This is a genomic window from Bradyrhizobium sp. BWC-3-1, from assembly GCF_032917965.1.
Classification (GTDB): Bacteria; Pseudomonadota; Alphaproteobacteria; order Rhizobiales; family Xanthobacteraceae; genus Bradyrhizobium; species Bradyrhizobium canariense_D.
Window position 1 is genome coordinate 1,206,384 of the sequence record NZ_CP136625.1, and the last position, 24,185, is coordinate 1,230,568.

General features: G+C 64.2%; 21 protein-coding genes and 1 pseudogene. 8 read left to right on the forward strand and 14 right to left on the reverse strand.

The window, feature by feature from the left end; translation table 11 throughout:
• The first annotated feature begins 155 nt into the window (after positions 1 to 155).
• Together RX329_RS05860 and RX329_RS05865 are read left to right on the forward strand one after the other, a co-directional pair.
• Positions 156 to 2,336, forward strand: coding sequence for a PAS domain S-box protein (locus RX329_RS05860; protein WP_317245540.1), 2,181 nt, complete (start codon positions 156 to 158; stop codon positions 2,334 to 2,336).
• On the forward strand, positions 2,329 to 2,694 hold the full coding sequence (locus RX329_RS05865; protein ID WP_018453464.1) for a response regulator: 366 nt from the start codon (positions 2,329 to 2,331) through the stop codon (positions 2,692 to 2,694). Before RX329_RS05860 ends, RX329_RS05865 begins: the two co-directional genes overlap by 8 nt.
• 168 nt (positions 2,695 to 2,862) lie before the next feature.
• Here RX329_RS05865 and RX329_RS05870 read toward each other — a convergent pair.
• Positions 2,863 to 3,398: pseudogene (locus RX329_RS05870) on the reverse strand (REP-associated tyrosine transposase).
• A gap of 66 nt (positions 3,399 to 3,464) precedes the next feature.
• Complete coding sequence (locus tag RX329_RS05875) at positions 3,465 to 4,094, reverse strand: hypothetical protein (protein ID WP_018453465.1); 630 nt, start codon at positions 4,092 to 4,094, stop codon at positions 3,465 to 3,467.
• Between the two features lie 152 nt (positions 4,095 to 4,246).
• Here RX329_RS05875 and purD point away from each other — a divergent pair, with 152 nt between their 5' ends.
• On the forward strand, positions 4,247 to 5,530 hold the full coding sequence (gene purD / locus RX329_RS05880) for a phosphoribosylamine--glycine ligase (protein WP_018453466.1): 1,284 nt from the start codon (positions 4,247 to 4,249) through the stop codon (positions 5,528 to 5,530).
• A 171-nt stretch (positions 5,531 to 5,701) separates the two neighbouring features.
• On the forward strand, positions 5,702 to 6,607 hold the full coding sequence (locus tag RX329_RS05885; RefSeq protein WP_085358106.1) for an alpha/beta fold hydrolase: 906 nt from the start codon (positions 5,702 to 5,704) through the stop codon (positions 6,605 to 6,607).
• Here the strand turns inward: RX329_RS05885 and RX329_RS05890 are convergent.
• The gene (locus tag RX329_RS05890) at positions 6,604 to 7,062 is read right to left on the reverse strand and encodes a nucleoside deaminase (RefSeq protein WP_039798664.1); all 459 of its coding nucleotides are present in this window, start codon (positions 7,060 to 7,062) and stop codon (positions 6,604 to 6,606) included. The two genes, RX329_RS05885 and RX329_RS05890, sit on opposite strands and share 4 nt — an antisense overlap.
• Before the next feature lie 120 nt (positions 7,063 to 7,182).
• On the opposite strand from RX329_RS05890, the gene RX329_RS05895 reads away from it, so the two are divergent.
• Both RX329_RS05895 and rsmD read left to right on the forward strand, forming a co-directional pair.
• Positions 7,183 to 9,282, forward strand: coding sequence for a pseudouridine synthase (locus tag RX329_RS05895; RefSeq protein WP_085383814.1), 2,100 nt, complete (start codon positions 7,183 to 7,185; stop codon positions 9,280 to 9,282).
• 2 nt (positions 9,283 to 9,284) lie between these two features.
• Positions 9,285 to 9,839, forward strand: a complete 555-nt coding sequence (gene rsmD / locus RX329_RS05900; RefSeq protein WP_018453470.1) for a 16S rRNA (guanine(966)-N(2))-methyltransferase RsmD — start codon at positions 9,285 to 9,287, stop codon at positions 9,837 to 9,839.
• Positions 9,840 to 9,848: 9 nt separating this feature from the next.
• On the opposite strand, the gene mutL is transcribed toward rsmD, so the two are convergent.
• On the reverse strand, positions 9,849 to 11,660 hold the full coding sequence (gene mutL / locus RX329_RS05905; protein WP_085358063.1) for a DNA mismatch repair endonuclease MutL: 1,812 nt from the start codon (positions 11,658 to 11,660) through the stop codon (positions 9,849 to 9,851).
• Between the two features lie 264 nt (positions 11,661 to 11,924).
• Here mutL and RX329_RS05910 point away from each other — a divergent pair, with 264 nt between their 5' ends.
• Positions 11,925 to 12,242, forward strand: coding sequence for a ribbon-helix-helix domain-containing protein (locus RX329_RS05910; protein WP_018453472.1), 318 nt, complete (start codon positions 11,925 to 11,927; stop codon positions 12,240 to 12,242).
• A gap of 147 nt (positions 12,243 to 12,389) precedes the next feature.
• Here RX329_RS05910 and RX329_RS05915 read toward each other — a convergent pair whose 3' ends face one another.
• Genes RX329_RS05915 through RX329_RS05930 form a run of 4 tightly spaced genes read right to left on the reverse strand, consistent with a single transcriptional unit; the run spans position 12,390 to position 15,357 of the window.
• Positions 12,390 to 13,958 carry a GMC family oxidoreductase gene (locus RX329_RS05915; RefSeq protein WP_085350087.1) on the reverse strand — a complete coding sequence of 523 codons (1,569 nt, stop codon included), beginning with the start codon at positions 13,956 to 13,958 and terminating at the stop codon, positions 12,390 to 12,392.
• 29 nt (positions 13,959 to 13,987) lie between these two features.
• Positions 13,988 to 14,536, reverse strand: a complete 549-nt coding sequence (locus tag RX329_RS05920; protein ID WP_085383813.1) for a Twin-arginine translocation pathway signal — start codon at positions 14,534 to 14,536, stop codon at positions 13,988 to 13,990.
• A 38-nt stretch (positions 14,537 to 14,574) separates the two neighbouring features.
• On the reverse strand, positions 14,575 to 14,970 hold the full coding sequence (locus RX329_RS05925) for a VOC family protein (RefSeq protein WP_018453475.1): 396 nt from the start codon (positions 14,968 to 14,970) through the stop codon (positions 14,575 to 14,577).
• On the reverse strand, positions 14,971 to 15,357 hold the full coding sequence (locus tag RX329_RS05930; RefSeq protein ID WP_085358067.1) for a c-type cytochrome: 387 nt from the start codon (positions 15,355 to 15,357) through the stop codon (positions 14,971 to 14,973). It lies immediately after the preceding gene.
• A gap of 305 nt (positions 15,358 to 15,662) precedes the next feature.
• Between RX329_RS05930 and RX329_RS05935 the strand changes: the two genes are divergently transcribed.
• On the forward strand, positions 15,663 to 15,971 hold the full coding sequence (locus RX329_RS05935) for a hypothetical protein (RefSeq protein ID WP_085358069.1): 309 nt from the start codon (positions 15,663 to 15,665) through the stop codon (positions 15,969 to 15,971).
• A gap of 62 nt (positions 15,972 to 16,033) precedes the next feature.
• Here RX329_RS05935 and arfB read toward each other — a convergent pair whose 3' ends face one another.
• The 6 genes from arfB to ileS all read right to left on the reverse strand — a co-directional run bounded on the left by arfB (position 16,034) and on the right by ileS (position 24,003).
• A complete protein-coding gene (gene arfB, locus RX329_RS05940; RefSeq protein ID WP_018453479.1) occupies positions 16,034 to 16,450 on the reverse strand; it encodes an alternative ribosome rescue aminoacyl-tRNA hydrolase ArfB in 417 nt (138 codons plus the stop codon).
• A 113-nt stretch (positions 16,451 to 16,563) separates the two neighbouring features.
• On the reverse strand, positions 16,564 to 17,931 hold the full coding sequence (locus tag RX329_RS05945; protein ID WP_085383812.1) for a M16 family metallopeptidase: 1,368 nt from the start codon (positions 17,929 to 17,931) through the stop codon (positions 16,564 to 16,566).
• Positions 17,928 to 19,322, reverse strand: coding sequence for a M16 family metallopeptidase (locus RX329_RS05950; protein WP_198957602.1), 1,395 nt, complete (start codon positions 19,320 to 19,322; stop codon positions 17,928 to 17,930). The genes RX329_RS05945 and RX329_RS05950 overlap by 4 nt, the downstream gene beginning before the upstream one ends.
• A gap of 198 nt (positions 19,323 to 19,520) precedes the next feature.
• The gene (locus tag RX329_RS05955) at positions 19,521 to 20,246 is read right to left on the reverse strand and encodes a hypothetical protein (protein WP_085383811.1); all 726 of its coding nucleotides are present in this window, start codon (positions 20,244 to 20,246) and stop codon (positions 19,521 to 19,523) included.
• Positions 20,247 to 20,343: 97 nt separating this feature from the next.
• Entirely contained in the window at positions 20,344 to 20,838 is a 495-nt protein-coding gene (gene lspA / locus RX329_RS05960) for a signal peptidase II (RefSeq protein WP_085383810.1), read from the reverse strand.
• A gap of 156 nt (positions 20,839 to 20,994) precedes the next feature.
• Complete coding sequence (gene ileS / locus RX329_RS05965) at positions 20,995 to 24,003, reverse strand: isoleucine--tRNA ligase (protein WP_085358075.1); 3,009 nt, start codon at positions 24,001 to 24,003, stop codon at positions 20,995 to 20,997.
• Between the last annotated feature and the right edge of the window lie 182 nt (positions 24,004 to 24,185).

Genomic DNA, 24,185 nt, shown 5'->3' on the forward strand with positions numbered 1-24,185 from the left:
ACCCTCGCGAACCCGTACCTACGGGGGGAACCAAGGGGCCCGTGATGCGTTAAGAGCAGTTCGGCGGGCCGGAGGGGCGTCCGCCCATGTTTATTGCACGAACGACGCTCGTATCGGGTCGTCGTTCCTCTCGCCCCCGAGAGCCGGGCACCCGCATGTCGAACGTAGAAGAATTCCCACTCTCCGCCCGGCACCGCCCCACGGAGTTCGAGGCCCTGGTTGCGGCCGGCGCTGCCGCGCTCGATGCCATTCCGGGCGCAGTCTATCTCTGTGACGCGGAGGGGCTGCTGGTCGCCTATAACGCGGAGGCTGTGGTGCTGTGGGGGCGCACACCTGATGTTGGGAGGGAGCGCTTCTGCGGTTCACACCAGCTCTACCTGCTGGATGGAACTCCCCTCGCGCATGCCGACTGCCCCATGGCCACCGCCGTTCGCGCGGGAACGCCGACGCGCAATGCCGAAGTGATAATGGCGCGGCCGGATGGCTCTCGCTTCACGGCCATGGTCAACATCCGGGCGTTGCGCGACTTTTCTGGTCGCATCCAGGGCGCCATCAATTGCTTCCAGGACATCACCGGACGCAAGCAGGTCGAGGAGGAAGTCCGCCGCACGACGCAGGATCTGCAGGACTTTTTCGACAACGGCGCGGTGGGCCTTCACATCGTCAGTGGCGAGGGAATTATCATTCGCGCCAATAAGGCCGAATTGGATCTGCTTGGGTACCGGCCCGAGGAGTATATCGGGCGTCATGTCGCCGAGTTCCACGCCGACGCTCCCGTGATTGGCGATATTCTCCAGCGTCTTTCGTGCGGTGAGCCGCTGCAGCGCTACCCTGCCCGGCTGCGCGCCCGCGACGGCACGATCAAGCATGTCCTGATTACCTCGAACAGCCGCATTGTGGACGGCAAGTTTGTCAACACGCGCTGCTTCACGACCGACGTCACCGAACTGCATGCTGCCGAAGAGGCACGGCAAGCAAGTGAGGCGCGGCTTGCGGCGACTTATGAGGCCGCCAGCGTCGGCATTTCGGAGACCGACGAGAACGGTCGCTTCTTGCGGGTGAATGATTCCCTCTGCCGCATCACCGCGCGCAAACGCGACGAACTGTTGGGGATGACCTTCCTCGACTACACCGATTCCAACGATCAGACCGAAGATGCCGAATTGTACGCGCGGCAAGTCCGCGGCGACATCGAGAACTACACGGTTCGCAAGCGTGTACTACGGCCTGACGGGTCCGTTCGCCATCTGGATATCTTCAGTTCGTCGGTGCGGGATTCGGAAGGCTGCTTCCTTTATGGCGTGCGGGTCGCTCAGGATGTCACCACCACCAAGCAACTGGAGGATCGCTTGCGTGAAGGCGAGCAGCGCATGCGCGATCTCCTCGAGGCGTTGCCAGCAGCCATCTACACGACGGACGCCAAGGGGCGCATTAATTTCTTCAATCGGGCTGCCGTCGAGATGGCGGGCAGAACGCCGCAGCCAGGCGACGAATGGTGTGTGACCTGGAAGCTCTATTGGCCCGACGGCTCGCCGCTGCCGCACAATGAATGCCCGATGGCTGTTGCGCTGCGCGAAAACCGGCCGGTTCGCGGTGCCGAAGCGGTGGCCGAACGTCCAGACGGCAGACGCGTGCCGTTTATTCCTTTTCCAACGCCGCTGCGCGACGCGGACGGCAATCTTGTCGGCGCCATCAACATGCTCGTCGAGATTAGCGAGCGGAAGAACGCCGAGAACGCTCAAAAGGCTCTCATCGACGAACTAAACCACCGTGTGAAAAACACCCTGGCCACGGTGCAATCTCTGGCGAACCAGACCGCCCGTCACGCCGCCGATCTGCAGGAATTTCTGCCGACCTTCACGGGACGGCTGCTTGCGCTCGCCCGCGGACATGACCTGCTGACGAAGCGAAACTGGCAGGATACGCCTTTCGAAAAGCTCGTCCACGATATCGTCGCTCCGATGTCGGGCGGACGGGTGCTGACTAGCGGGCCGCACGTTGAACTAGACGCCCGCATGGCACTTAGCATCACCATGGTGCTCAACGAGCTTCTGACCAATGCGGCGAAGTACGGCGCACTCTCAGTGCCGAATGGATCAGTTTCGCTCACTTGGCGGATCAGCGCCGGCGAGCGCTCGCAAGCCGTGCTGGATTGCGAATGGCACGAACGTGGCGGACCACCTGTTACGCCTCCAAAGCGGCGCGGCTTCGGCACGCGGTTGATGGAACGTTGCGTCGAGCATGATCTCGCAGGTGAGTTCGATCTGGTATTCGAGCCGGAGGGCACTCGCTGCCGCATGGTGTTTCCCATTATGCCTGCAGCGTCCAATGGTTGAGCTGTCCGGCGCCAAGGTTCTCCTGGTCGAAGATGAGGGCCTTGTGGCCCTCATGCTCGAAGATATGCTTGAGGAACTGGGCTTGAAGGTCGTTGCCTCAGCAGCCCACGTACAAAAGGCGTGCGAACTCGCGACGACGGCATCGTTCGATTTGGCGCTCCTTGATGTGAACCTGGCTGGCGAACTTGTTTTTCCGGTAGCTCGCATCTTGCGGGAGCGAAGGATTCCCTTCCTGTTCAGCACGGGTTACGGCGGACCTCCGCTCGAGGAGGAGTTCAACAGTTCGCCCGCGATAGGCAAGCCGTTTTCTATCGATCAGTTGAACGAGAAATTGCGGGCGATTCTGGCGCTCCCATAGCAGGACGGCTTCGCGCGTTTCCTTGCGTCGGATGCCGATCCGGGCGCCGTGTGCAGGTGCCGAAAGCGAGTACGATTCTCCGGGGTCCGAGGCATCAAGGGGCCAACGCTGCTTTACTGGTACAAAGCTCGTAGGATGGGTTGAGCCCTTGCGAAACCCATCGCTTCTCTATCCCCGTTCTCCGAAATCGCGGCCGTCATCCGACTGATCGCCGGCCCAATCGGCCGGGTAATTGCCGAACTTTATGTGGCGATGAAACGAGGAGGGCGCCCAGTCACGGACTCTGTCGACGAGCCCGTGCTTGACCGGATTGATATGAACATAGTCTACATGCCGCGCGAAATCAGCTTCGTCGCGAATGGTATGCTCCCAATATCTGCTTGCCAGATGCCCCGTTCACCTTTGGCCGCGCGGCTTGGGGATATCCTCTCGTTGCGCGCCAAGCCGCGCGAAAAGGTGGATTTGATCAACTGCCAGCGCATTGCAAAATCGGCACCACCTTCTGGCAACGTCCACACCGTGTGAAGGTGATCAGGCAGCACCACGATGGCATCGATCGTGAATGGATGGCGTCGGTGCGTTTCACGAAACGCCGTGCGCAACAACCCGATATGATCCGTCAGCAACGCTAGCTTCCGCTCCGCCAGGTTGACCGTGAAGAAGAAGCACCCACCCGGAAGAAAGTTGCGGCGGTACGCGGTCATGACGGGACGTTACCACGAAACAAGTGCGATGGGTTTCGCAAGGGCTCAACCCATCCTACGGGCTGCTTACGGTACAAGGTGAGCGTAAAATGGGTCCGTTAGAGCGACTGCGTGGATGGTTTTCAACTGGGTTACTGCCACCGGCGCAATGCCCGCGTTCCGAAGGAGCGAGAGGAGCATCAAAAACTTTGCGTGCGAAATGCGATTTGGAAGTGAAGTGTTGTGAGCAACGATGAACTTTCTGATGGCTGTGAAGCCAGCAACGGTATTAGCAAGCTCGCGGTGAAGCTGCGTTACACTTGAGGTAGCAAAGCCCCCTGCCTTGCGAAGTATTGCCTCAAACTTTGATTGAAGCGGAGAGCCAACAAATCTGGAAAACATTCCTGCGACTAATCGAGTGAGATGCTCGTTGCTTCCCCACATGGAGGCCTTCGTGTCAATTATTGCCATGAGTTCATCGTTCGATGAGTACTTCGAAGCAAGCCAGATTTGGGCATACAAGCTCCATATAGACGAAGAACCGAGACCACTTAGCGTTTGTTTGATGTGTCCACGTACCCAACTATTGTCCGGCAAACGTGCCGCCACAATGGCACTGGCGATTTCGACAAGGGACGCGTCATCTACGAGATGGCCATCTTGAAGGATTTGGGTAAGCAAGTTGAGCTTGAGAGCAGGAGAGCCGGTCAATCCCATCGCTGGTCGTCTGCGTATGGTCCCGATGAATTCGGGCTCGCGCCTCAGCGGCGAGCGCTGGAATGACGGGGAGTTCGGGCGCCGCCCCCTTGAGCCCGGCCCCGATTCGTGCGACCTCCGCCCCCAGCAAATCCCTCATTTCTGAGCCCTCGATGCACATTCTCCTGCTTGGTTCCGGCGGTCGCGAACATGCCCTGGCGTGGAAGATCGCGGCCTCTCCCCTGGTGACCAAATTCTGGTGCGCGCCGGGCAATGCCGGGATCGCGCGCGAGGCGGAATGCGTGGCGCTCGATGTCGCCGACCATGCCGCCGTGATCGACTTCTGCAAGACGAATGCGGTCGAGCTCGTGGTGGTCGGCCCGGAGACGCCGCTGGCGGCCGGTATCGTCGATGACCTCACCGCCGCCGGCATCAAGGCGTTCGGGCCGGACAGGATCCCCGCCCAGCTCGAAAGCTCGAAGGGCTTCACCAAGGCGCTGTGCACCGAGTTCGGCATTCCGACCGGCGCCTACAAGCGATTCACCAACGCCGCCGATGCGCGTGCCTACGTCCAGAGCCAGGGCGCGCCGATCGTGGTCAAGGCCGACGGTCTTGCCGCCGGCAAGGGCGTCGTCGTCGCCAAGTCGGTGCGCGAGGCGGAGGACGCCATCGCCATGATGTTCGACGGCACCTTTGGCGAGGCCGGCGCCGAGGTCGTGATCGAGGAGTTCTTGCCGGGCCGCGAGATCAGCTTCTTCGCGCTGTGCGACGGCGAGACCGCCATTCCGCTGGCCTCCGCGCAGGACCACAAGCGCGTGTTCGACCATGACGTCGGCCCGAACACCGGCGGCATGGGCGCCTATTCGCCGACGCCGCTGGTCACGCCGGCGATCCATGACGCGATCATGGCCAAGATCATTCTGCCGACGGTATCAGGCATGAAGCAGCGCGGCACGCCGTTTCGCGGCATTCTCTACGCCGGGATCATGCTGACGACGCAAGGGCCAAAACTGTTCGAGTTCAACGTCCGCTTCGGCGATCCCGAGTGCCAGGTGCTGATGCTCAGGATGATGTCGGACATCGTGCCGGCCTTCCTCGCCGCCTGCGACGGGCAGCTGAAGAACTTTGACCTGCGCTGGCATCCGGAGGCCGCGCTCACGGTGGTGATGGCGGCAAAGGGATATCCCGGCGATTACCAGAAAGGCACGCGGATCGAGGGGCTCGATGACGCCGCCAAGGTCGAGACCGCCGAGATCTTCCACGCCGGCACGGTCGAGAAGGACGGCGCCATCCTCGCCAATGGCGGCCGCGTCCTCAATGTCTGCGCGCTCGGCAAGACCGTGACGGAAGCGCAGGTGCGCGCCTACCAGGCCGTCGACCGCATCAATTGGCCGGAAGGCTTCTGCCGCCGCGACATCGGCTGGCAGGCCGTGGACGCCGAGAAGTCCAAGGGCTGACACGCTTTTTTCGCACGCGCGCGCAATTTCCGCCGTGCCCGTCGGCACTCCGAATTTGTGTAGGCGGCTGTTGGACTTAGCTACTGTGCATGGGGTTGTTTTTCGACTTTTTTGTTTTGGGGCATTCTCAAGACCGAGCAGATCCCACGCTGACAGATAAGGATGCAGAAGATGTCCGATCTCGCCGACCTCTATCCCGGCTTCGCCTCCGAATGGATCAACACCTCCTTCGGCCGCATCTTCGCCCGCGTCGGCGGCAAGGGACCGCCGCTGTTGCTGCTGCACGGCTTCTCCGAGACCAACGTGATGTGGCACCGCGTGGCGCCGCAGCTGGCCGACCGGTTCACGCTGATCATCGCCGATCTGCCCGGCTATGGCTGGTCCGACATGCCCGAGAGCGACGCGCTGCACATGCCCTACAGCAAGCGCGCGATGGCCAAGGCCATGGTCGCGGCGATGGAGCGCCTCGGCCACGTGCACTTCGCGCTCGCCGGCCATGATCGCGGCGGCCGCGTCTCGTATCGGCTGGCGCTCGATCATCCCGGCCGGCTGTCGAAGCTTGCGGTGCTCGATATCCTGCCGACCTACAATTACTGGGAGCGGATGAACCGCGCCTATGCGCTGAAGATCTATCACTGGACTTTTCTGGCGCAGCCCTATCCGCTGCCGGAGACGCTGGTCGCGAGCAATGGCGAGTTCTTCCTGCGCTTCAAGATGGCGAGCCAGACCAAATCGAAGACGCTCGATGCGATCGACAAGCGTGCGCTCGAACACTACATCGCCCCGTTCCGCGATCCCGCCCGCGTCCACGCGATGTGCGAGGATTATCGCGCCGGCGCCTATTTCGACTACGATCTCGACAAGGCCGATTTCGAGGCCGGCAAGAAGATCACCATTCCGATGCTGGCGCTGTGGGGCAATGCCGGCGTGGCGCAAGCCGCCGCCACCCCGCTCGACATCTGGAAGCAATGGGCGACGAACGTGGACGGCATGCCGGTGGATTCCGGCCACTTCCTCACCGAGGAAAATCCCGGCGTCACCGCGAAGGCGCTGCGCGAGTTCTTTGCCGCGCCTTAGCGCCGCTCGCGAAAGAAGTCCTTCAGCATCCGCGCCGACTCGCTTTCGCCGACCCCGGAATAGACATCCGGGACGTGATGGCAGGTCGGCGAGGTGAAGAACCGCACACCTGATTCAACCGCGCCGCCCTTGGGGTCGGCGGCGCCGTAATACAGGCGCCTCACCCTTGCAAACGAGATCGCGCCCGCACACATGGTGCACGGCTCCAGCGTCACGTAGAGGTCGCAGTCGACCAGACGCTCGCTGCCGATCTTTTTGGCCGCCTCGCGCAGCGCAACGATCTCGGCATGGGCCGTGGGGTCGTAGTCGGTCAGCGTCCGGTTCGCCGCGGTGGCGATGACCTCGTAATTGCGGACCACGACGCATCCGATCGGAACTTCGCCCGCCTTTCCGGCGTTTTCGGCCGTTTTGAGCGCCAAATCCATGAAAGAGGGGGCTTTCAAGCCTCGTATCATCGCGAGAAACCTGCTAGTAGCTGCGCCTTCAGCAGAAGTGCTTGACCGAATTTGCCTGAGCATGCGGCTCGAGACGAGCGCGCACAATGCTTTCTGGCCATCCCCTGAGTGAGATTATTCATGCCTCGCGACAGCGACAAAGACAACGATTCCCGCGGCCGGCGTGATCGCGGCCCGGCCAAGGGCGGCCCCGCCAAGGGCCGCTCCGGCAAGCCACGCGGACCCGACAAGAAGTTCGCCAAGCGCGGCCCTCCCGGGGACAAAGGCGACGCCCGCCCGCCCCGCGGCGACCGCGACAGCCGTCCATCATTCCGCCGCCGCGAGGAGGGCGATGCCCCGCGCCGCGACTTCAGCGACCGCCCGAAATTCAATCGCCAAGACCGGCCACGTGAAGACCGGCCGCGCGGCGAGGATCGTGGCGAGCGCAGCTTCAAGCCGCGCGGCGATCGTCCCTTCAAGCCGCGTGAAGACCGTCCGTTTTCCGATCGTCCGTCGCGCGACGGCGAGAAGCGCCCGTTCAAGCCCCGTGGTGACCGCCCATTTTCTGATCGCCCCTCGCGCGATGGCGACAAGCGGCCGTTCAAGCCGCGCGGTGATCGCCCGTCCTATGGGCGTGATGACCGTCCGCCGCGCAGGGATCGCGACGATTCCCGTCCGGCCGGCCGAACCGGTGACGCGAAGTTTGGCGACAAGCGACCTTATGCGCCGCGTGGCGACCGTCCGGAACGCAAGTTCGACGGCGAGCGGAAGTTTTCGCGCGGCGCACCGGACCGCAATCGCAGCGAGCGCAGCGATTCGAAACCCTGGCAGAAGCGCGATGCGGCGCCTCGCGGCGACCGGCCGCCGCGCAAGGACTTCAGCAAGGGTCCGCGCAAGGATTTTGGCGGCAGCGACCGCGGTGGGGACAAGCCCTGGCAGAAGCGCGACGATCGGCATGGCGGTGGCGAAGACCGTCCGCGCTTTTCCCGTTCGCGCGACGATCGTCCTCGCGATGATCGTCCGAGGTTCGATCGCGGCGGCGATCGCCCGAAATTCGATCGTCCGCGCGAGCGTTCCGAGGGCCGTTCCGACTGGCACGAGCATCCCCGCAGCGAAGCGCGTTCCGGCGATCGTCCACGCCGCGAAAACGAGGACGAGAGCAGGATCTTCGAGAAGCGTCCGGCCTTCGGCGGTCGCGGCGCCTATCGCGAGCGCGATCGTGATTCCGAGCGGCGGCCGCGCCGCGAGGAAGAGACCAAGCCGAAGAAGGCCGGCGAGCGTATCGCCAAGGTGCTGTCGCGCGCGGGCCTCGCCTCGCGCCGCGATGCCGAGGAGATGGTCACGCAGGGCCGCGTCAGCGTCAACGGCCGTGTCATCAATTCGCCGGCGCTCGACATCACCTCGAACGATGTCGTCACTGTCGACGGCAAGCCGTTGCCGGAGCGCGAGCGCACGCGGCTGTTCCTCTATCACAAGCCCCGCGGCCTCATGACGACGCATGACGATCCCGAGGGCCGTCCGACCGTGTTCGACAATCTGCCCGAAGGTCTGCCGCGGCTGATCAGCGTCGGCCGGCTCGACTTCAACACCGAGGGCCTGCTGCTGCTCACCAATGATGGCGGGCTCGCGCGCACGCTCGAGCTGCCGGACACCGGCTGGCTGCGCCGCTACCGTGTCCGCGCCCATGGCGACGTCACGCAGGCGCAGCTCGACGAGCTGAAGAACGGCATCGAGATCGAGGGCATCAAATACGGTCCGATCGACGCCACGCTGGAGCGTGACCAGGGCGCGAATGTCTGGCTGGTTTTCGCGATCCGCGAGGGCAAGAACCGCGAAGTGCGCAACGTCTGCGCTCATCTCGGGCTCGAGGTGAACCGGCTGATCCGGGTCTCCTACGGCCCGTTCCAGCTCGGCGAGGTCCCCGAGGGCCAGGTCGACGAGATCAAGTCCCGCGTGCTGCGCGACCAGCTCGGCGAAAAGATCATCGAGAAATCGGGTGCGCAGTTCGACGTGCCGCAGAAATCTGCCTCGCATGAGGGCGACGACGTGCCGCGCGAGAAGAAGCCGGCGACCAAGCGCGGCGTGATCAACGACCGCAAGGGCCGCCGCGTGCTGGTGCAACGCACCGGCAGCGAGGAAGCGCGCGAGCGCAACGAGGCTGAGGCGAGCGGCTACGGCCCGCCGCGCCGTCCCAAGCGCGGCTATCACGGCAAGCGCGATCTGGCGCCGAAGGAGGACTGACGTTGCGCGTCGTCGGCGGTCGATTGAAGGGGCGCAATCTGGCCTCACCGTCCTCGCGCGACATCCGCCCCACGGCGGACCGCCTGCGTGAGTCCGTGTTCAACATCCTCGTGCACGCCTATGACGATCCGATTGCGGATGCGCGCGTGCTCGATCTCTTCGCCGGCACCGGTGCGCTGGGAATCGAAGCGTCTTCACGCGGCGCGAAGTTCACGCTGTTCGTCGACAACGGCGCGGAAGCGCGCGCCCTGCTGCGGAATAATGTCGAGACGCTGGGCCTGGGTGGCGTGACAAAAGTCTATCGCCGTGATGCCACCGATCTCGGGCCTGCGCATCCGGTCGAGCCGTTCTCGCTGGTGTTCCTCGATCCGCCCTATGGCAAAGGGTTTGCGGAGAAGGCGCTTGCGAGCTTGCGCGACGGGGGCTGGCTCACGCCGGGCGCGCTGCTCGTGGTGGAAGAGGCGAAGGCTGCGCAGTTCGTCACGCCGGAAGGCTTCGAGGAATTGGAGCGGCGCGCTTATGACGACACGGAGTTCGTGTTTTTGAAGCGGCCGTAATTTCGAACGTTACCGTCGCCCGAACAGCTTCTCGACATCCGACAGCTTCAGCTCGACATAGGTCGGCCGGCCGTGATTGCACTGGCCGGAGTTCGGGGTGTCCTCCATCTCGCGGAGCAGGGCATTCATCTCCTCCGGTCGCAGCCTGCGGCCGGCGCGCACCGAGCCGTGGCAGGCCATGGTGGCGGCGACGTGCATCAGGCGGCGCTCCAGAGGCAGCGCCTCGTCCCACTCGGCCATGTGCTCGGAAAGATCGCGCAACAGGCCGCCGGCGTTGGTCTTGCCGAGCAGCGACGGCGTCTCGCGCACCGCAACCGCGCCGGGGCCGAAGGATTCGATCGCAAGGCCGAACGACGCCAGCTCCTCGCTGCGCTCGAGCAGGCGCTCCACCGTGGCCTCGTCCATCTCGACGATCTCGGGGATCAGCAGGATCTGCCGCTGCACGCCGTTGGCCGCCAGCGAGGCCTTCAGCCGTTCATAGACGATGCGTTCATGCGCGGCGTGCTGGTCGACGATGATCAGGCCGTCGCGGGTCTGCGAGACGATATAGGTCTCGTGGATCTGGGTGCGCGCCGCCCCGAGCGGGCGGTCGACGAGATCGCCGACGGGCTGGCTCTCGATCCGCACGTCTGCACTGGGCGCGCCGACATCGAACGCAGCCTGCGCGCGCTCGGCGAAGGCGGGCGCGGCCGCACCGTCGAATGACGGCATCGGCGCGACCGGGGCGGATGGCGACTGGCGCCAGTCCCAGCTTGCCGGGCGCGGCGTGAATGCGGGGCGGAACGAAGACAGCGCGCTTTCGCCGCTGTTGGCGGCCGTACGCCGGCCCTCCCGTGCAAGCCCGTCCTTCAATCCGTGCACGATCAGCGCGCGGACGAGGCCGGCGTTGCGAAACCGCACCTCGGTCTTGGCCGGATGCACGTTGGCGTCGACCTCGCGCGGATCGAGCGTGACGAACAGCGCCAGCACCGGATGACGGTCGCGCGGCAGATAGTCGGCATAGGCCCCGCGTACCGCCCCTAGGATCAGCTTGTCGCGCACCGGGCGGCCGTTGACGAACAGATATTGCCCGAGGGCGTTGGCCTTGGTCAGCGCGGGCGCTGCGGCATAGCCGGCGACGACCACGCCCTCGCGCTCGGCATGGACCTCGATGGCATGGCTGCGGAACTCCGCCCCCAGGATGTCGCCGAGGCGCGTCAGGCGACCGGCGACGCCGGGCAGCGCCGCAGCCCAGGTCACCGGGGCGCGCTCTTCGCCCGCCAGTGTGAAGGCGATTTCGGGCCGCGCCATCGCGAGGCGCCGCACCACCTCACGGATCGCTTCCGCCTCGGTCCGGTCGGTCTTCAAGAACTTCAGCCGCGCCGGCGTCGCGTAGAAGAGGTCGTTGACCTCGACCCGCGTGCCATGCGCGAGCGCGGCCGGCATGATCTCGGATTTCTCGCCGCCCTCGACATTGAGCGCCCAGGCGTGCGGCTCGCTGGCATGCCGCGTGGTGATGGCAAGCCGCGCCACGGAGCCGATCGAGGGCAGCGCCTCGCCGCGGAATCCGAGCGTGCGGATCTGCAGCAAGTCCTCGTCGTCGAGCTTGGAGGTGGCGTGACGCTCGACCGCCAGCGACAGGTCCCTGGCGGTCATGCCGCCGCCGTCGTCGGTGATGCCGATCCGCCGGCGTCCGCCGCCATCGGTAAAGACGTCGATCCGGCTCGCGCCGGCGTCGATGGCGTTCTCGACCAGTTCCTTGACCACGCTCGCGGGACGCTCGACCACTTCGCCGGCGGCGATGCGGTTGACGACCTGTTCGGGTAATTGGCGGACGGGCATGAAACTCGATTTTCGGCTTTGATCTTGGGCTTCGATCTGGATTCGCGGAGAACGCCATTCTAGGCCGTGTTGCGTCAAAAGCATGTGTTGGGCAACAGGAACGTGGCGGGCTGGGGAAAAGGGCTATCTATCGCATTGATGGGATTGGACGTTCGAGAAAATCGCGCAACCGGGATGGATCGATCTCCGGCTGCCGTCCCGATTGTGGGGTACCGGGCTGCGGTGTAGCATCGCGAAAAAATGGCAACAGGACGGGAGGACGCCATGTGCCATCTCTTCGCGCATCAGCCCCAAGGCGACTACGAATCCCAGACCCGCTCGTTGCGGATCGGTGGGCATTGCACCTCGATCCGGCTGGAAATGGCATTCTGGGACACGCTGGAGGAGATCGCGGCCAAGGAGAACATGAGCGTCGGCAAGTTCCTGACGACGCTCTACACCGAGGTGCTCGACCATCACGGCGAGGTCAACAATTTCGCTTCGTTGCTGCGCTGCTCCTGCCTGATCTACCGCTCCAAGACGGCAGCGCCGGTGCAGGCGTTCAAGACGACGGTTGCGCCCATCCTCGATGCAGCGGAATAGCCCTGATGTCGTCCTGGCGAAGGCCAGGACCCATACCGCGGAATCCATCAGCGATGGGCGGTATGAGTCCCGAACAACAAGCCTTCGCCGAACTCCTTCCCGGGGCAATGGGTCCTGGCTTTCGCCAGGACGACGAACGAGATTGGATCAAATTTCCTTCTTCTGCATCGCACCCGCAATGTAATCCGCCTGCCGGATCGCCAGCGAGACGATGGTCAGCGTCGGATTGCAGGCTGCGCCGCTGGTGAACTGGCTGCCGTCGGAGACGAACAGGTTCTTGACGTCGTGGCTTTGCCCGAACTTGTTGACCACACCATCCCTGGGCTTCTCGCTCATCCGGTTGGTGCCGAGATTGTGCGTGCTCGGATAGGGCGGTGTCGGATAGCTCACGGTGGCGCCGACGGCGTCGTAGACCGCAGCGCCCTGCTTGTAGGCGTGCGCGCGCATCGCGAGATCGTTGGGATGATCGTCGAAGTGCACGCTTGCGACCGGCTGGCCGAACTTGTCCTTCACGACAGGATCGAGCGTGATGCGGTTGGTTTCCTGCGCCATGTCCTCGCCGACCAGCCACATCCCGGCCATCCTGGGATAACCGTCGAGCGCGGCGGTGAACGGACGTCCCCAGGCGCCGGGGTTGAGGAACGCCGCCATGAAGGGCAGTCCGAGCGACAGCGTCTCCATCTCGTAGCCGCCGACGAAGCCGCGCTTCGGATTGTTGGCGGCCTCGTCGCGGATGATGCCGGCCATGGTGGTGCCGCGATACATGTGCACCGACTTCTCGAACACGGCATAGACGCTACCGGTCATGTGGCGCATGTAATTGCGGCCGACCTGACCGCTTGAGTTGCCGAGGCCGTCGGGGAACATCGTGGATGCGCTGTTCAACAGCAGCCGTGGGCTTTCAATCGAATTGCCGGCGACCGCAACGATGCGTGCCTTCTGGCGCTGCATTGCACCGCTCTCGTCGGCGTAAACCACGCCGGTGACTTTGCCGGCGGCATCGTGCTCGATCTTGACCGCCATGCTGGCGGGGCGAACCTCGAGATTGCCGGTCGCCTCGCCCTTGGGTATCTCGGTGTAGAGCGTCGACCATTTCGCGCCGGACTTGCAGCCCTGGAAGCAGAAGCCGATCTGCTGACAGGCGCCGCGTCCGTCGCGCGGCTGGCTGTTGATCGCCATGTTGCCGGTGTGCACCGTCTTGTAGCCGAGCTTCTTTGCGCCGGCCTCCATCACTCTGAAGTTATTGTTGCCGGGAAGTCCGGGAATGCCGTTGGTGCGGGTCACGCCCATCTTGTTCTCGGCCTTGGCGTACCACGGCTCCATCTCCGCGAGCGTGACCGGCCAGTCCAGCAGGTTGGCGCCGGGAATGTTGCCGTAGGTGCTCTTCACCTTGAACTCGTGCTCGTCGAACCGCAGCGACGCGCCAGCCCAGTGTGTGGTCGAGCCGCCGACCGCCTTGACGATCCAGGCGGGAAGACCCGAGAAGTCTTTTGCGACGCGCCATGATCCCGATGTGGTGCGCGCATCGGTCCAGGCGAGCTGCGAGAAACTCTCCCACTCGTCATTGACGAAGTCCTGATTCTCGATGCGGGGACCTGCTTCGAGAATCACGACCTTGACGCCCTTCTGTGCGAGCTCGTTGCCCAGCGTGCCGCCGCCGGCACCGGAGCCGACGATCACCACAACGCTGGAGTCGTTCAGATCGAATTTTGCCATATGCGTTCTCCTGAACCGTTGGGTGAGCCTTAAGCCTTCGGCAGCCAGTCGATGTCGGCGAAGCCGCGGTTGATGTAGCCGCCGTGTTCGGCGGAGGAGCCCTCGTAGCCGAACCGCGGCCAGACCTCTTTCTGGTTGTAGAGAGAGACGACGAGGTCGCCGCGCACCTTCTGGAAGAAGTCGCTCTGCTCGATCTCCTTCAAAAGCACCACGCGGTCGGCTTCCCAGGGCACTTCGACATAGGGCGCCTTGTGGCGATCACGCGCGTTCTGATCGAGCCTGGTGATGCCGTCGCTGATTAGCGCCTTGACGGCGGGGTCCTTGGCGGCCTTTCCGTCCCACGGCTTGATCGCGGTGATGTAGTAGCTGTCGCCGAGGACGTCGTGTGGATAGATATCGCGCGCGACTTTCAGCAGCGTCTTCATCGTCGCGGGCGAAAGCGCGCTTGCCTCGTCGGCCCAGGCGCCCTCGATGCTGACGGCGATGCTGGTCGCGACTGCCGCGACCGGCACGGCGGCCGCGGCGCCCTTGAGAAAGATGCGGCGGCTGTGCCTGCTTCGACGATCGACTTCTCTCATGGCATTCCTCCTTTTATGATTTTGATTTTGTGGTTCGATCAGTTGAAACGTCCGCCGCGCTGGATCACCTCGATCTTGTAGCCGTCGGGATCGCTGACGAAGAAGAAGCGCGCCAGCGTTTTGCCGTCGTGCTTGAAGTCGCGCAGCGGACCCGGTGCGAGCTTCTCACGCTCGAAGCGGGCATGTTCGGCATCGAGATCCTCGACCACCACGGCGAGATGTCCGTAGCCGTCGCCGAGCGCATACGACTCCTTGCGATCGAAATTGACCGTCAGCTCCAACTCGAAGGGTGAGGAGGGGTGACGCAGATAGATCAGGGCAAAGTCTGCGAACTTCAGACGGTCGGTGACTTCCAGGCCAAAGGCCCGTCTGTAGAAGTCGAGCGAGCGCGCCTCGTCGAGTGCGCGGATCATGGAATGGACCGGCTTTGCCACTCAGTTCTGCTCCTTAAGAAAGGCGATGATGGCGGCGCGCGTCTCCGGATTCGCCTGCCGGTAGACCATGACCACGCCGGGAATCACGGCTTGCGGATTGGTCAGCCATGCGTCGAGCTTCGTCTCGTCCCAGGCGAAGGCTGCTTTTGCGAGGGGCTCTGAATAGTGAAAGCCTTCGACCTTGCCGGCGGGCCGCCCGACGATCCCGACCAGCGGCGGACCCTGCCGCACCGGTTCTGACAGGTTCGTGGTGTGGCACACCGCGCATTGCTGCTTGAACAGTGTTGCGCCATCCGGCGGCTTTGCAGCCGGCAAGGGCATCTGCGCCTCGGCCACCCGCACCACCAGCACCACCGCGGTGCACAATCCCAGCACGATCGCGCGCATCGTCAAAAGTCCGCCCGTCGACGTCAATTCAGCGTGCGCAAACTCTAGGCGCGGCAAAACATGCGGTGGTAGTAGCGGGCTGTTTCGCTGCGTGCGGAGGTGCACGCGGGTGCGTTGTTCCGCGCTGCCGTATATGCGGAGGACAATTCCGCGAAACCGCCGTCAAATCCCTAAACGATCACCACACGAGACAGGTTGCATTGCGGTCGCGCCGTTCGAGCTCGTAACGCGATGGACTGGTTCGGCTCAGACGGACGGCGCATCAAGCCGCCGAACCGATCATCGCGAAAATCCAGGAGAAATGGATGAAGTTGGTGAAGACCTCCGCAATCGCATGCGCCGTCTCGGCTCTCATTGTGACACCGGTTCTCGCGCAAGGTACGTCGTCTGGCGCGAGGCCTAGCGGCACCGTGCAAAGCAAACCGATGCAAGGCAGCACAATGGGCAGCGGCGACGAGGAGATGAGCGCCCAGCCGGGCGCGGCGGGCGAGTCGACGGGCATGAAGCCGACGAAGGGCACCAGGGGCACGGTTGGCACCACGGGCAGTGCTGCACACAAAGGGACCGCCGACGATTCCGCGACGGGCGGTGCAGCCACGGGCAAGCGCTACTAGCCAATGGAGTGAGACGGCAGAACTCCGGTCGCCCTGCGGCCGGAGTTCTTTTGCAGTCTCTGCTAGTCGTCGAAACCGCGCCCGCGCTTCGACTTGATGTCGCTGCGGTGTTTCTTGCCCTCGAGCCGGCGCTGCTTGGAGCCAAAGGTCGGCTTTGTCGCGCGCCGCGGCTTCGGCCGGATCATGGCTTCGCCGAGCATCTCCGTAAGGCGGTCGATGGCGTCCTGGCGGTTGCGCTCCTGGGTGCGGAAGCGTTGGGCCTGGATCACGATGACGCCGTCCTTGGTCATGCGCTGCCCTGCGAGCCGGGCGAGGCGCAACGCGGCATCCTCCGGAAGCGTCAGCTTCCGGGTGTCGAAGCGCAATTGCGCCGAGGTCGCGACCTTGTTGACGTTCTGCCCGCCCGGGCCGGAGGCGCGGACAAAGCCGATCTCGATGTCGTCCTCGTCGATGACAAGATCGCGGGATATCCGCAGCATGGTGGCACCATTCGTGATGCCCGGACATATCCCGGACGCCCAAGTTCGGCAATGGCGCCCCCAAATGCAAATGGCCGGGCGAGCCCGGCCATTTCAGAAGGGTATGGAAGACGTCAGTTCGACTTCGTCGCCGGTGCGGCTGCCGGTTGCGCCGCGGCCTGCGGAGCGCGGCCGACGACGACGGTCAGGAGGCCCTGGCCCCAGAGGCGCTTTGCGGCCGCCTTGGCGTCGTCCATGGTGACCGCATCCACGACGGCGTTGCGCTTCTCGATATAGTCGATCGGCAGCTTGTCCTGTTGATATTGCAGCAGCGCCTGCGCGAGCTTCGAGGAGGTGTCGAGCGCCAGCATCTGCGAGCCCTTGAGGTAGGACTTGGCCTCGTCGAGCTCCTTCTGCGTCGGGCCTTCCTCGGCGATCCGGCGCACTTCCTTGTCGATGGCGTCGATGGTGTCGCCGGCACGGTCGGCGCGGGTGCCGGTATTGCCGATGAAGACCGCCGAATGCTCCATCCAGAGCAGCGATTCGAACACCGAATAGGCCAGCCCGCGCTTCTCGCGCACCTCGCGATAGAGCCGCGAGGACAACCCGCCGCCGCCGAGGATGTGGTTGACAACATAGGCAGCCATGAAGTTCGGATCGCTGCGCTTCACTCCGGGGCCGCCGAAGGTGATCACGGTCTGGGGCACATCGAGCGTCACGAACGCGCGTTGCGGCGGCTTGGCGGCCTCGACGTCGGGGACGGGCGCGAGATTGGCCTTGGCGGGCAGGCCACCAAAAGTGTGATCGAGCAGCTTGCCGAGCGTGGCTGGATCGACATCGCCAACCACTGCGATCTTGAGCGTATCCTTGGCGAGCACGCGGCCGACATAATCCTTCATGTCGGCAACCGTGATGGTCGGAACGCTGTCGAGGTTGCCGTTGGACTGCCGGCCGTAGGGATGATCGCCGAAGGCGACCTCCAGGAATTTGCGGCTCGCCAGCGAGGTCGGGTTGGTGGTCTCGCGGCGCAGGCCCGAGATCACCTGCGAGCGGATGCGCTCGACATCGGCCGTTTCGAAATGCGGCGAGGTCAGCGCGCTCCGCAGCAGGTCGAAGGCCTCGTCCTTGTTGTCGCGCAGCATGCGCAGGCTGCCGCGGAAGGTGTCGCGGGTGGCGCTGAAGGAGAGCTCGATGGCGCGGCGGTCGAGCCGCTCATGGAAGGTCTTGGAATCGAGATCGCCGGAGCCTTCGTCGAGGAGATCGCCGACCAGATTGGCGACGCCCGACTTGTCCTTGGGATCCTGTGCCGAGCCGCCGGCAAAGGAATATTCCATGGCGATCAGCGGCACGGTCGCATCCTGCACAAACCAGGCCTCGATGCCGCCCGGCGAGGTCAAATGCTGGATCTTTGCTGCCGCCTGCGACGGCGAAACGGTCGCGAGCGCGAGTGCCGCGCCGGTGACCAGGGAGAATGTGACACGTCGAAGGAAGGGATAGGTCACGAACGCTTCTCCTCGCGCTTGGCGGCGCCGGTGTCCTTGATCAGATAGCCCGTCACCGAGCGCTTCTTCTCGAGCCATTTCTGCGCGACGGTGCGGACCTGCTCGGCGGTGACCGCGCGGATGCGATCGGGCCAGCTCCGGATGTCCTCGATCGACAGGCCCGTGGTCAATGCCCCGCCATACCAGCGCGCCAGCACCGCCTGATTGTCCTGGGCGTAGATAGCCTCGGCGATGAGCTGGGTCTTGACCCGCTCGAGATCCTCGGCGCGGATCGGATTCTGCGCGATATCGGCGATGACGCCATCGACCACCTGCTCGACCTCGGCGAAGCTGACGCCGGATTTGGGCGAAGCCGAGATCGCGAACTGGGTCGGGTCGAGCGAGATGCTCGAATAGCTGGCGCTGGCGGAGACCGCGAGCGGCTTGTCGACCACGAGCGCACGGTAGAGATAGGAATTGCTGCCGCTGCCCATCAGCTGCGCCAGCACGTCGAGGGCCGCGCTTTCGCCGGCCGCAGCCGTGGTCGCCGAGGGCACCAGGTAATAGCGTCGCAGGCCGGGTTGCTCGACGCGCGGATCGGCGAGGGTCACGGTGCGCGGCGCCGCGGGCTCCGGCTCCTGCGGGCGGACGCGCCGCGCCGGGATTGCGGGCTGGGCCGGGATGGACCCGAAATTGCGCTCGACCAGCGGGCGGATGTCGGCGGGCTCGACGTCGCCGGCGATCACGAGGGTCGCGTTGTTCGGCGCATAGAAGCGGCGGTAGAAGGCGAGCGCATCCTCGCGATCGAGTTTCTCGATCTCCTGGTGCCAGCCGATCACCGGCCGGCCGTAGGGATGGTTGAGATAGAGCGCGGCCATGATCTGCTCGTTCAGCCGCGCGTCCGGATTGTTGGCGACGCGCATGTTGTACTCTTCGAGCACGACGTCACGCTCCGGCAGCACGTTCTCGTCCTTGAGGATCAGGCCGGTCATGCGGTCGGCCTCGAACTCCATCATCTTCGGCAGCTGCTCTTTCGGCACCCGCTGGTAATAATTGGTGTAGTCCACCGAGGTCGAGGCGTTCTCGTTGCCGCCGACGCGGAGCACGGTCTGGGAGAATTCGCCGACCGGATGCTTCGATGTGCCCTTGAACATCAGGTGCTCGAGGAAGTGCGCGAGCCCGGACTTGCCCGGCGTCTCGTCCGCCGAGCCGACCTTGTACCAGATCATTTCAGTGACGACGGGCGTGCGATGGTCCGGAATCACCACGACCTGCATGCCGTTTCCGAGCGTGAAGCTGGCGGGCGGAGCCGATGTCACCGTGGTCTGCGCAAGGGATGCGCCGGCCGTGAGGACACTCGTCGAAAGCAGCGCGGCAAGGAGGCGGGCAGCCGATCGGTAAGAGGACATCATGATCCTTATGAAAGGCCGAGCCCGGATGTCCGGCTCGGAGGCACGGCATGGTACACCGTGCGGCAAACGCTTCGCGTCACGAAGCAGAGAACTCAACTCGGGCGCAAGTTACTGATAAGCAATTAAAGACCGCGTCCGGCGCGCACGAGCCGCCGGCGCGGGACCGCGTCTGTCGGGATGTCGCAAAGGGACAGGAGGCTATTGTTCCTTGTCCTTGCCGGACATGATGTCGAAATAGGTCCGCCGTGTCTTGTCCTCTCCGGCGCCATAGGCGTAGCTCGGAGACGGCGTCTGGTAGCCGGGCGGCGGCTCGACCAGTGACTGGCGCGGCGGCTCGGTCGTGAATTGCTTGGCCTCGCCTTTGTTGTTCGACATCATGCCCCACAGACCGCCGGTGAAACCGAGTTGGGCCGGGCTGAGCGACGGATTGCCGTTGGTGCCCGGCTGAATAGGATCATTGCTCGTGCGCTCGGGTGCGGCTGTCCTGCCGACCTCCATCTCGGCGGGCGACAACGCCCGGCCTGCCTGCCAGCTCTCCGTGGCCTTGACGGCCTTCTTCCGCTGCGCGATGGCCTCCTTGCGGCGTCTCTCGTCAGGGTCCTTCGGCCAGTTCGGCGCGTTCTTGGCTTCAACGCCGGCGGGCGGCGGCAGGTCGAGCTTGGGCGGCACCACCAGCGGCGACCGCTCGCGGTATTCGATACCCTTCTTCTCCATGCTCTTGGCGCCGATGCCCGACATCAGATTGTCGATGAGCTTCTCTTCGAAGGTCATGTCGTCGTCGTCCTCGCCGTCGTCACCGGCGCGGGCGGCGCCAGCCGACATGACGAGACCGATGCCGAGCGCGACAGCGGACAATTTCAACGCCCGCCAGAGCCCCTGCCGGGGGTCTTCAACCATCGAACCGCTGGTCTTCGAGCTGCGCATCACTGTACCTGTTCCAAAATGTGGCAGTTTGCCGCTCTCGCGCGGCATAATCCCTCGCAAAAGCAAGGTTCCGCCTGCCGGTCCGTATCGGCCGGGATCAGGGCGCTTTTGCGGCGGGTACCCCCAGGAAGGAATCATACAATAGCGCCGCCACGCCAGCAACGATGGCCACGTCCGCGAGGTTGAACACGTACCAATTATAGGTATTTCCGCCGATCTCGACGTGAAACAGGGCGAAATCGACCACCGCGCCATAGGCCAGGCGGTCGATGCCGTTGCCGATGGCGCCGCCAATGATCAGGCCGAGCGCGATGGTTGCCAGCAGGGTGTGGGAGCGGGCCATCCAGATCGCCAGCGCAACCACCGCGAGGACTTTGACGGCCATCAGCGCCATTTGCGCCGCCTGACCGTCATTCTGGAGCCAGCCGAAGCTGATGCCGATGTTCCAGGCAAGCACCAAGTCGAAGAACGGGGTCACCTCGACCGCGCCGCGACGGGCGAGGTCGAACACGTTCAGCAGCCAGAGCTTTGAAGCCTGGTCGGCCACGAGCGTGAGCAGGGCCGCGAGGATGCCGGCGCGGAGCGGGGTCATGGGCAGTCGGCCACAACACGCTCCGTCGTCGTCCTGGCGAAAGCCAGGACCCATAGTCCGAGGCGGTCGTTGTTTGAAAGACTTGCGGTCATCAGCCTTCGTCGCAATTGGCGGCCGTGGAATGGGTCCTGGCTTTCGCCAGGACGACGGTGAGACCTAGATGCTGACCCCCAGCGCCTTCCATTCGCGCAGCGCCTTGGCGTCGCGCGGGGTGACGTCGGGATATTCGGGGTCTTCACCCACCGTCGGCGAAATCTTCCAGGAACGGGCGCATTTGGTGCCGACCGCCTTCTCCACCACGACAGCGACGCCTGGAACGGCATCGAGACGGAATGCGGAAGCCGGCACCTCGCCCTCGCGCACCTCGTAGTTCGAGGTGATGCAGATCTCGGCGAGATCGGTGTCGAACAGCGTCGCAAGCATGTCGCGGTCGGCGACATAGATGACCGGTGATGCCTCCAGCGACGAGCCGATGTTCTTGGCGGCGCGTTCGAGCTCCAGCGCACCGGTGACGACGCGGCGGACATTGCGGATCGCTTCCCACTTCGCGGCGAGCTTGTCGTCGCGCAGGCTTTCGAGGTCGTCGGGAAACTGCGTCAGGTGCACCGAGGGCTCGGCGTCGGGCCTGTACATCCGCCAGGCCTCCTCCGCGGTGAAGCTGAGGATAGGCGCCAGCCATTTCAGGATCGAGCTGCACAACAGGTCGATCGTGGTCAGCGCCGCCTTGCGCGTCGGCGAGGACGGCGGATCGCAATACAGCGTGTCCTTGCGGATGTCGAAATAGAACGCGGAGAGCTCACTGTTCAGGAAGGCGGACAGGGTCGCGACCACGGTCTTGTAGTCGAACTCCTGATAGGCCTTTCGGACGACGGCAGCGCGGACCGCGAGCTCGTGCAGCATCAGCCGTTCGAGCTCAGGCATGTCGGCGGGCGCGACTGCGTCGGCCGGCCTGTAGTGATCCAGCGTTCCCAGCATCCAGCGCACGGTGTTGCGCAGCTTGCGATAGGTCTCGATGGTGTTCTTCAGGATCTCCGGGCCGATGCGCTGGTCGTCGGCATAGTCGGTGGCGCAGACCCAGAGGCGCAGGATATCCGCGCCCGAATCCTTGATCACCTTCTGAGGCTCGACGGTGTTGCCGATCGACTTCGACATCTTGCGGCCGTTCTCGTCGAGCGTGAAGCCGTGGGTGAGCACGATGTCATAGGGCGCGCGGCCGCGCGTGCCCGCGCTTTCCAGCAGCGACGAATGAAACCAGCCGCGATGCTGATCGCTGCCTTCGAGATACATCACGGTGTCGTCGCCGCCGTCGACCTTGCGGACGATGTTGCCGAGCTGCGGGAAGTTCTGGCGATCCTCGAGCACGAAGGCGTGTGTGGAGCCGGAATCGAACCAGACGTCGCAGATGTCGTCGATTTTCTTCCAATCTTCCTTCGCGCGGCATCCAAGGAAGCGCTCGCGGGCGCCTTCCATGTACCAGGCGTCGGCGCCTTCCTCCATGAAGGCCTCGGTGATGCGCTGATTGACGATCTCGTCCTGCAGGATCTCGGCCGAACCGTCGCTCTTCTCGCGCACGAACACGGCGATCGGCACGCCCCAGGCGCGCTGGCGCGAGATCACCCAGTCCGGACGGTTGGCGATCATGCCGTTGATGCGGTTCTCACCCGACGGCGGCACCCATTGCGTGACCGAGATCGCATGCAGCGCGCGAGCCCGCAGCGTATCGCCCTTCCTGGGGTGGCCATCTTTGCTGATGTCCTTGTCCATCGCGATGAACCATTGCGGCGTGTTGCGGAAGATCACCGGCTTCTTCGAGCGCCAGGAATGCGGGTATTGGTGCTTGAGGCGGCCGCGCGCGAGCAGCTTGCCGGCCTCGACCAACGCCTTGATCACGGCTTCATTGGCATCGCCCTTCTCGCCCTTGTCGTTGAGCACGCGCTTGCCGGTGAAGCCGGGGGCCTGCGCGGTATAGGCGCCGTTCTCGTCGACAGTGTAGGGGATCGCGGTCGAGATGCCGCGCTCATCGAGCTCGCGGGTATTGGCCATCCAGACGTCGAAATCCTCGCGGCCGTGGCTCGGCGCGGTGTGCACGAAACCGGTGCCGGTATCGTCGGTGACATGCTCGCCGGCGAGCAGCGGCACGATAAACGCGTAACCGCCATCGAGGCCGCGCAAGGGATGGGCGCACTCCACGGCGTCCAGCGTATCGCCGGGAATGTCACGCAGCTTCTCATAGGCCGTGACGCGCGCCTGCTTGAACACCTCTGCTGCAAGCGCATCGGCCAGGATCAGGAGATCGCCGGTCTTCGCCCAATTGTCCGCGGCCGCATCCGTCACCTTGTAGAGGCCGTAGGCGATCTTCGGTGAGAACGAGATCGCGCGATTGCCGGGCAGCGTCCAGGGCGTGGTGGTCCAGATCACGACCGATGCATTGGCGAGCGCACCATGTGCCGGGGACGTGACGGGAAACTTCACCCACACCATGTCGGAGGTGTAGTCCTCGTACTCGACCTCGGCCTCGGCGAGTGCGGTCTTCTCGACCACGCTCCACATCACCGGCTTGGAGCCGCGATACAGGGTGCCGTTGGCGGCGAACTTCATCAGCTCGCGGGCGATCTGCGCCTCGGCGGGATAGCTCATCGTCTGATAGGGATGATCCCAGTCGCCGATGATGCCGAGGCGCTTGAATTCCTCGCGCTGCACGTTGATCCAGTGCGTCGCATAGGCGCGGCATTCCTTGCGGAACGCCACCATCGCGGCGGAGTCGCGGAAGTCGGGCTTCTGCTTGCCCTTGGAGCGGTAATTCTCCTCCTCGATCTTCCATTCGATCGGCAGGCCGTGGCAGTCCCAACCGGGCACGTAGTTGGAGTCGAAGCCGAGCATCTGCTGGCTCTTGGTCACGACGTCCTTGAGGATCTTGTTCAGCGCGTGCCCGATATGGATGTTGCCATTGGCGTAGGGCGGGCCGTCATGCAGCACGAATTTGGCGCGCCCCTGGGCTTCCTGGCGCAGCCTGTCGTAAAGGCCGATGTCGTTCCAGTATTTCAGCAGCTCCGGCTCGCGCTGCGGCAGGCCGGCGCGCATCGGGAATTCGGTCTGCGGCAGGAACAGGGTTTTCGAATAGTCTTTGGCTTCGGATTTTTGGGACTTTTGTGGCTTGTCGGACATGAGGCTGACTGGCTCGGAAGGGCGCGGGAACGGATGGCGATGCGGAATCGCGGGTGAAACGACAACATCCCGGTCTTGCGCCGAGCCGAAGGCTCAGGCGGAAGCCGGGCCGCTAATCCCTATGATGCGCCGCGCAAACATGGGCTTTCCATAGCAGGGGGGCGGGGGAAGCGCAAAAGGTT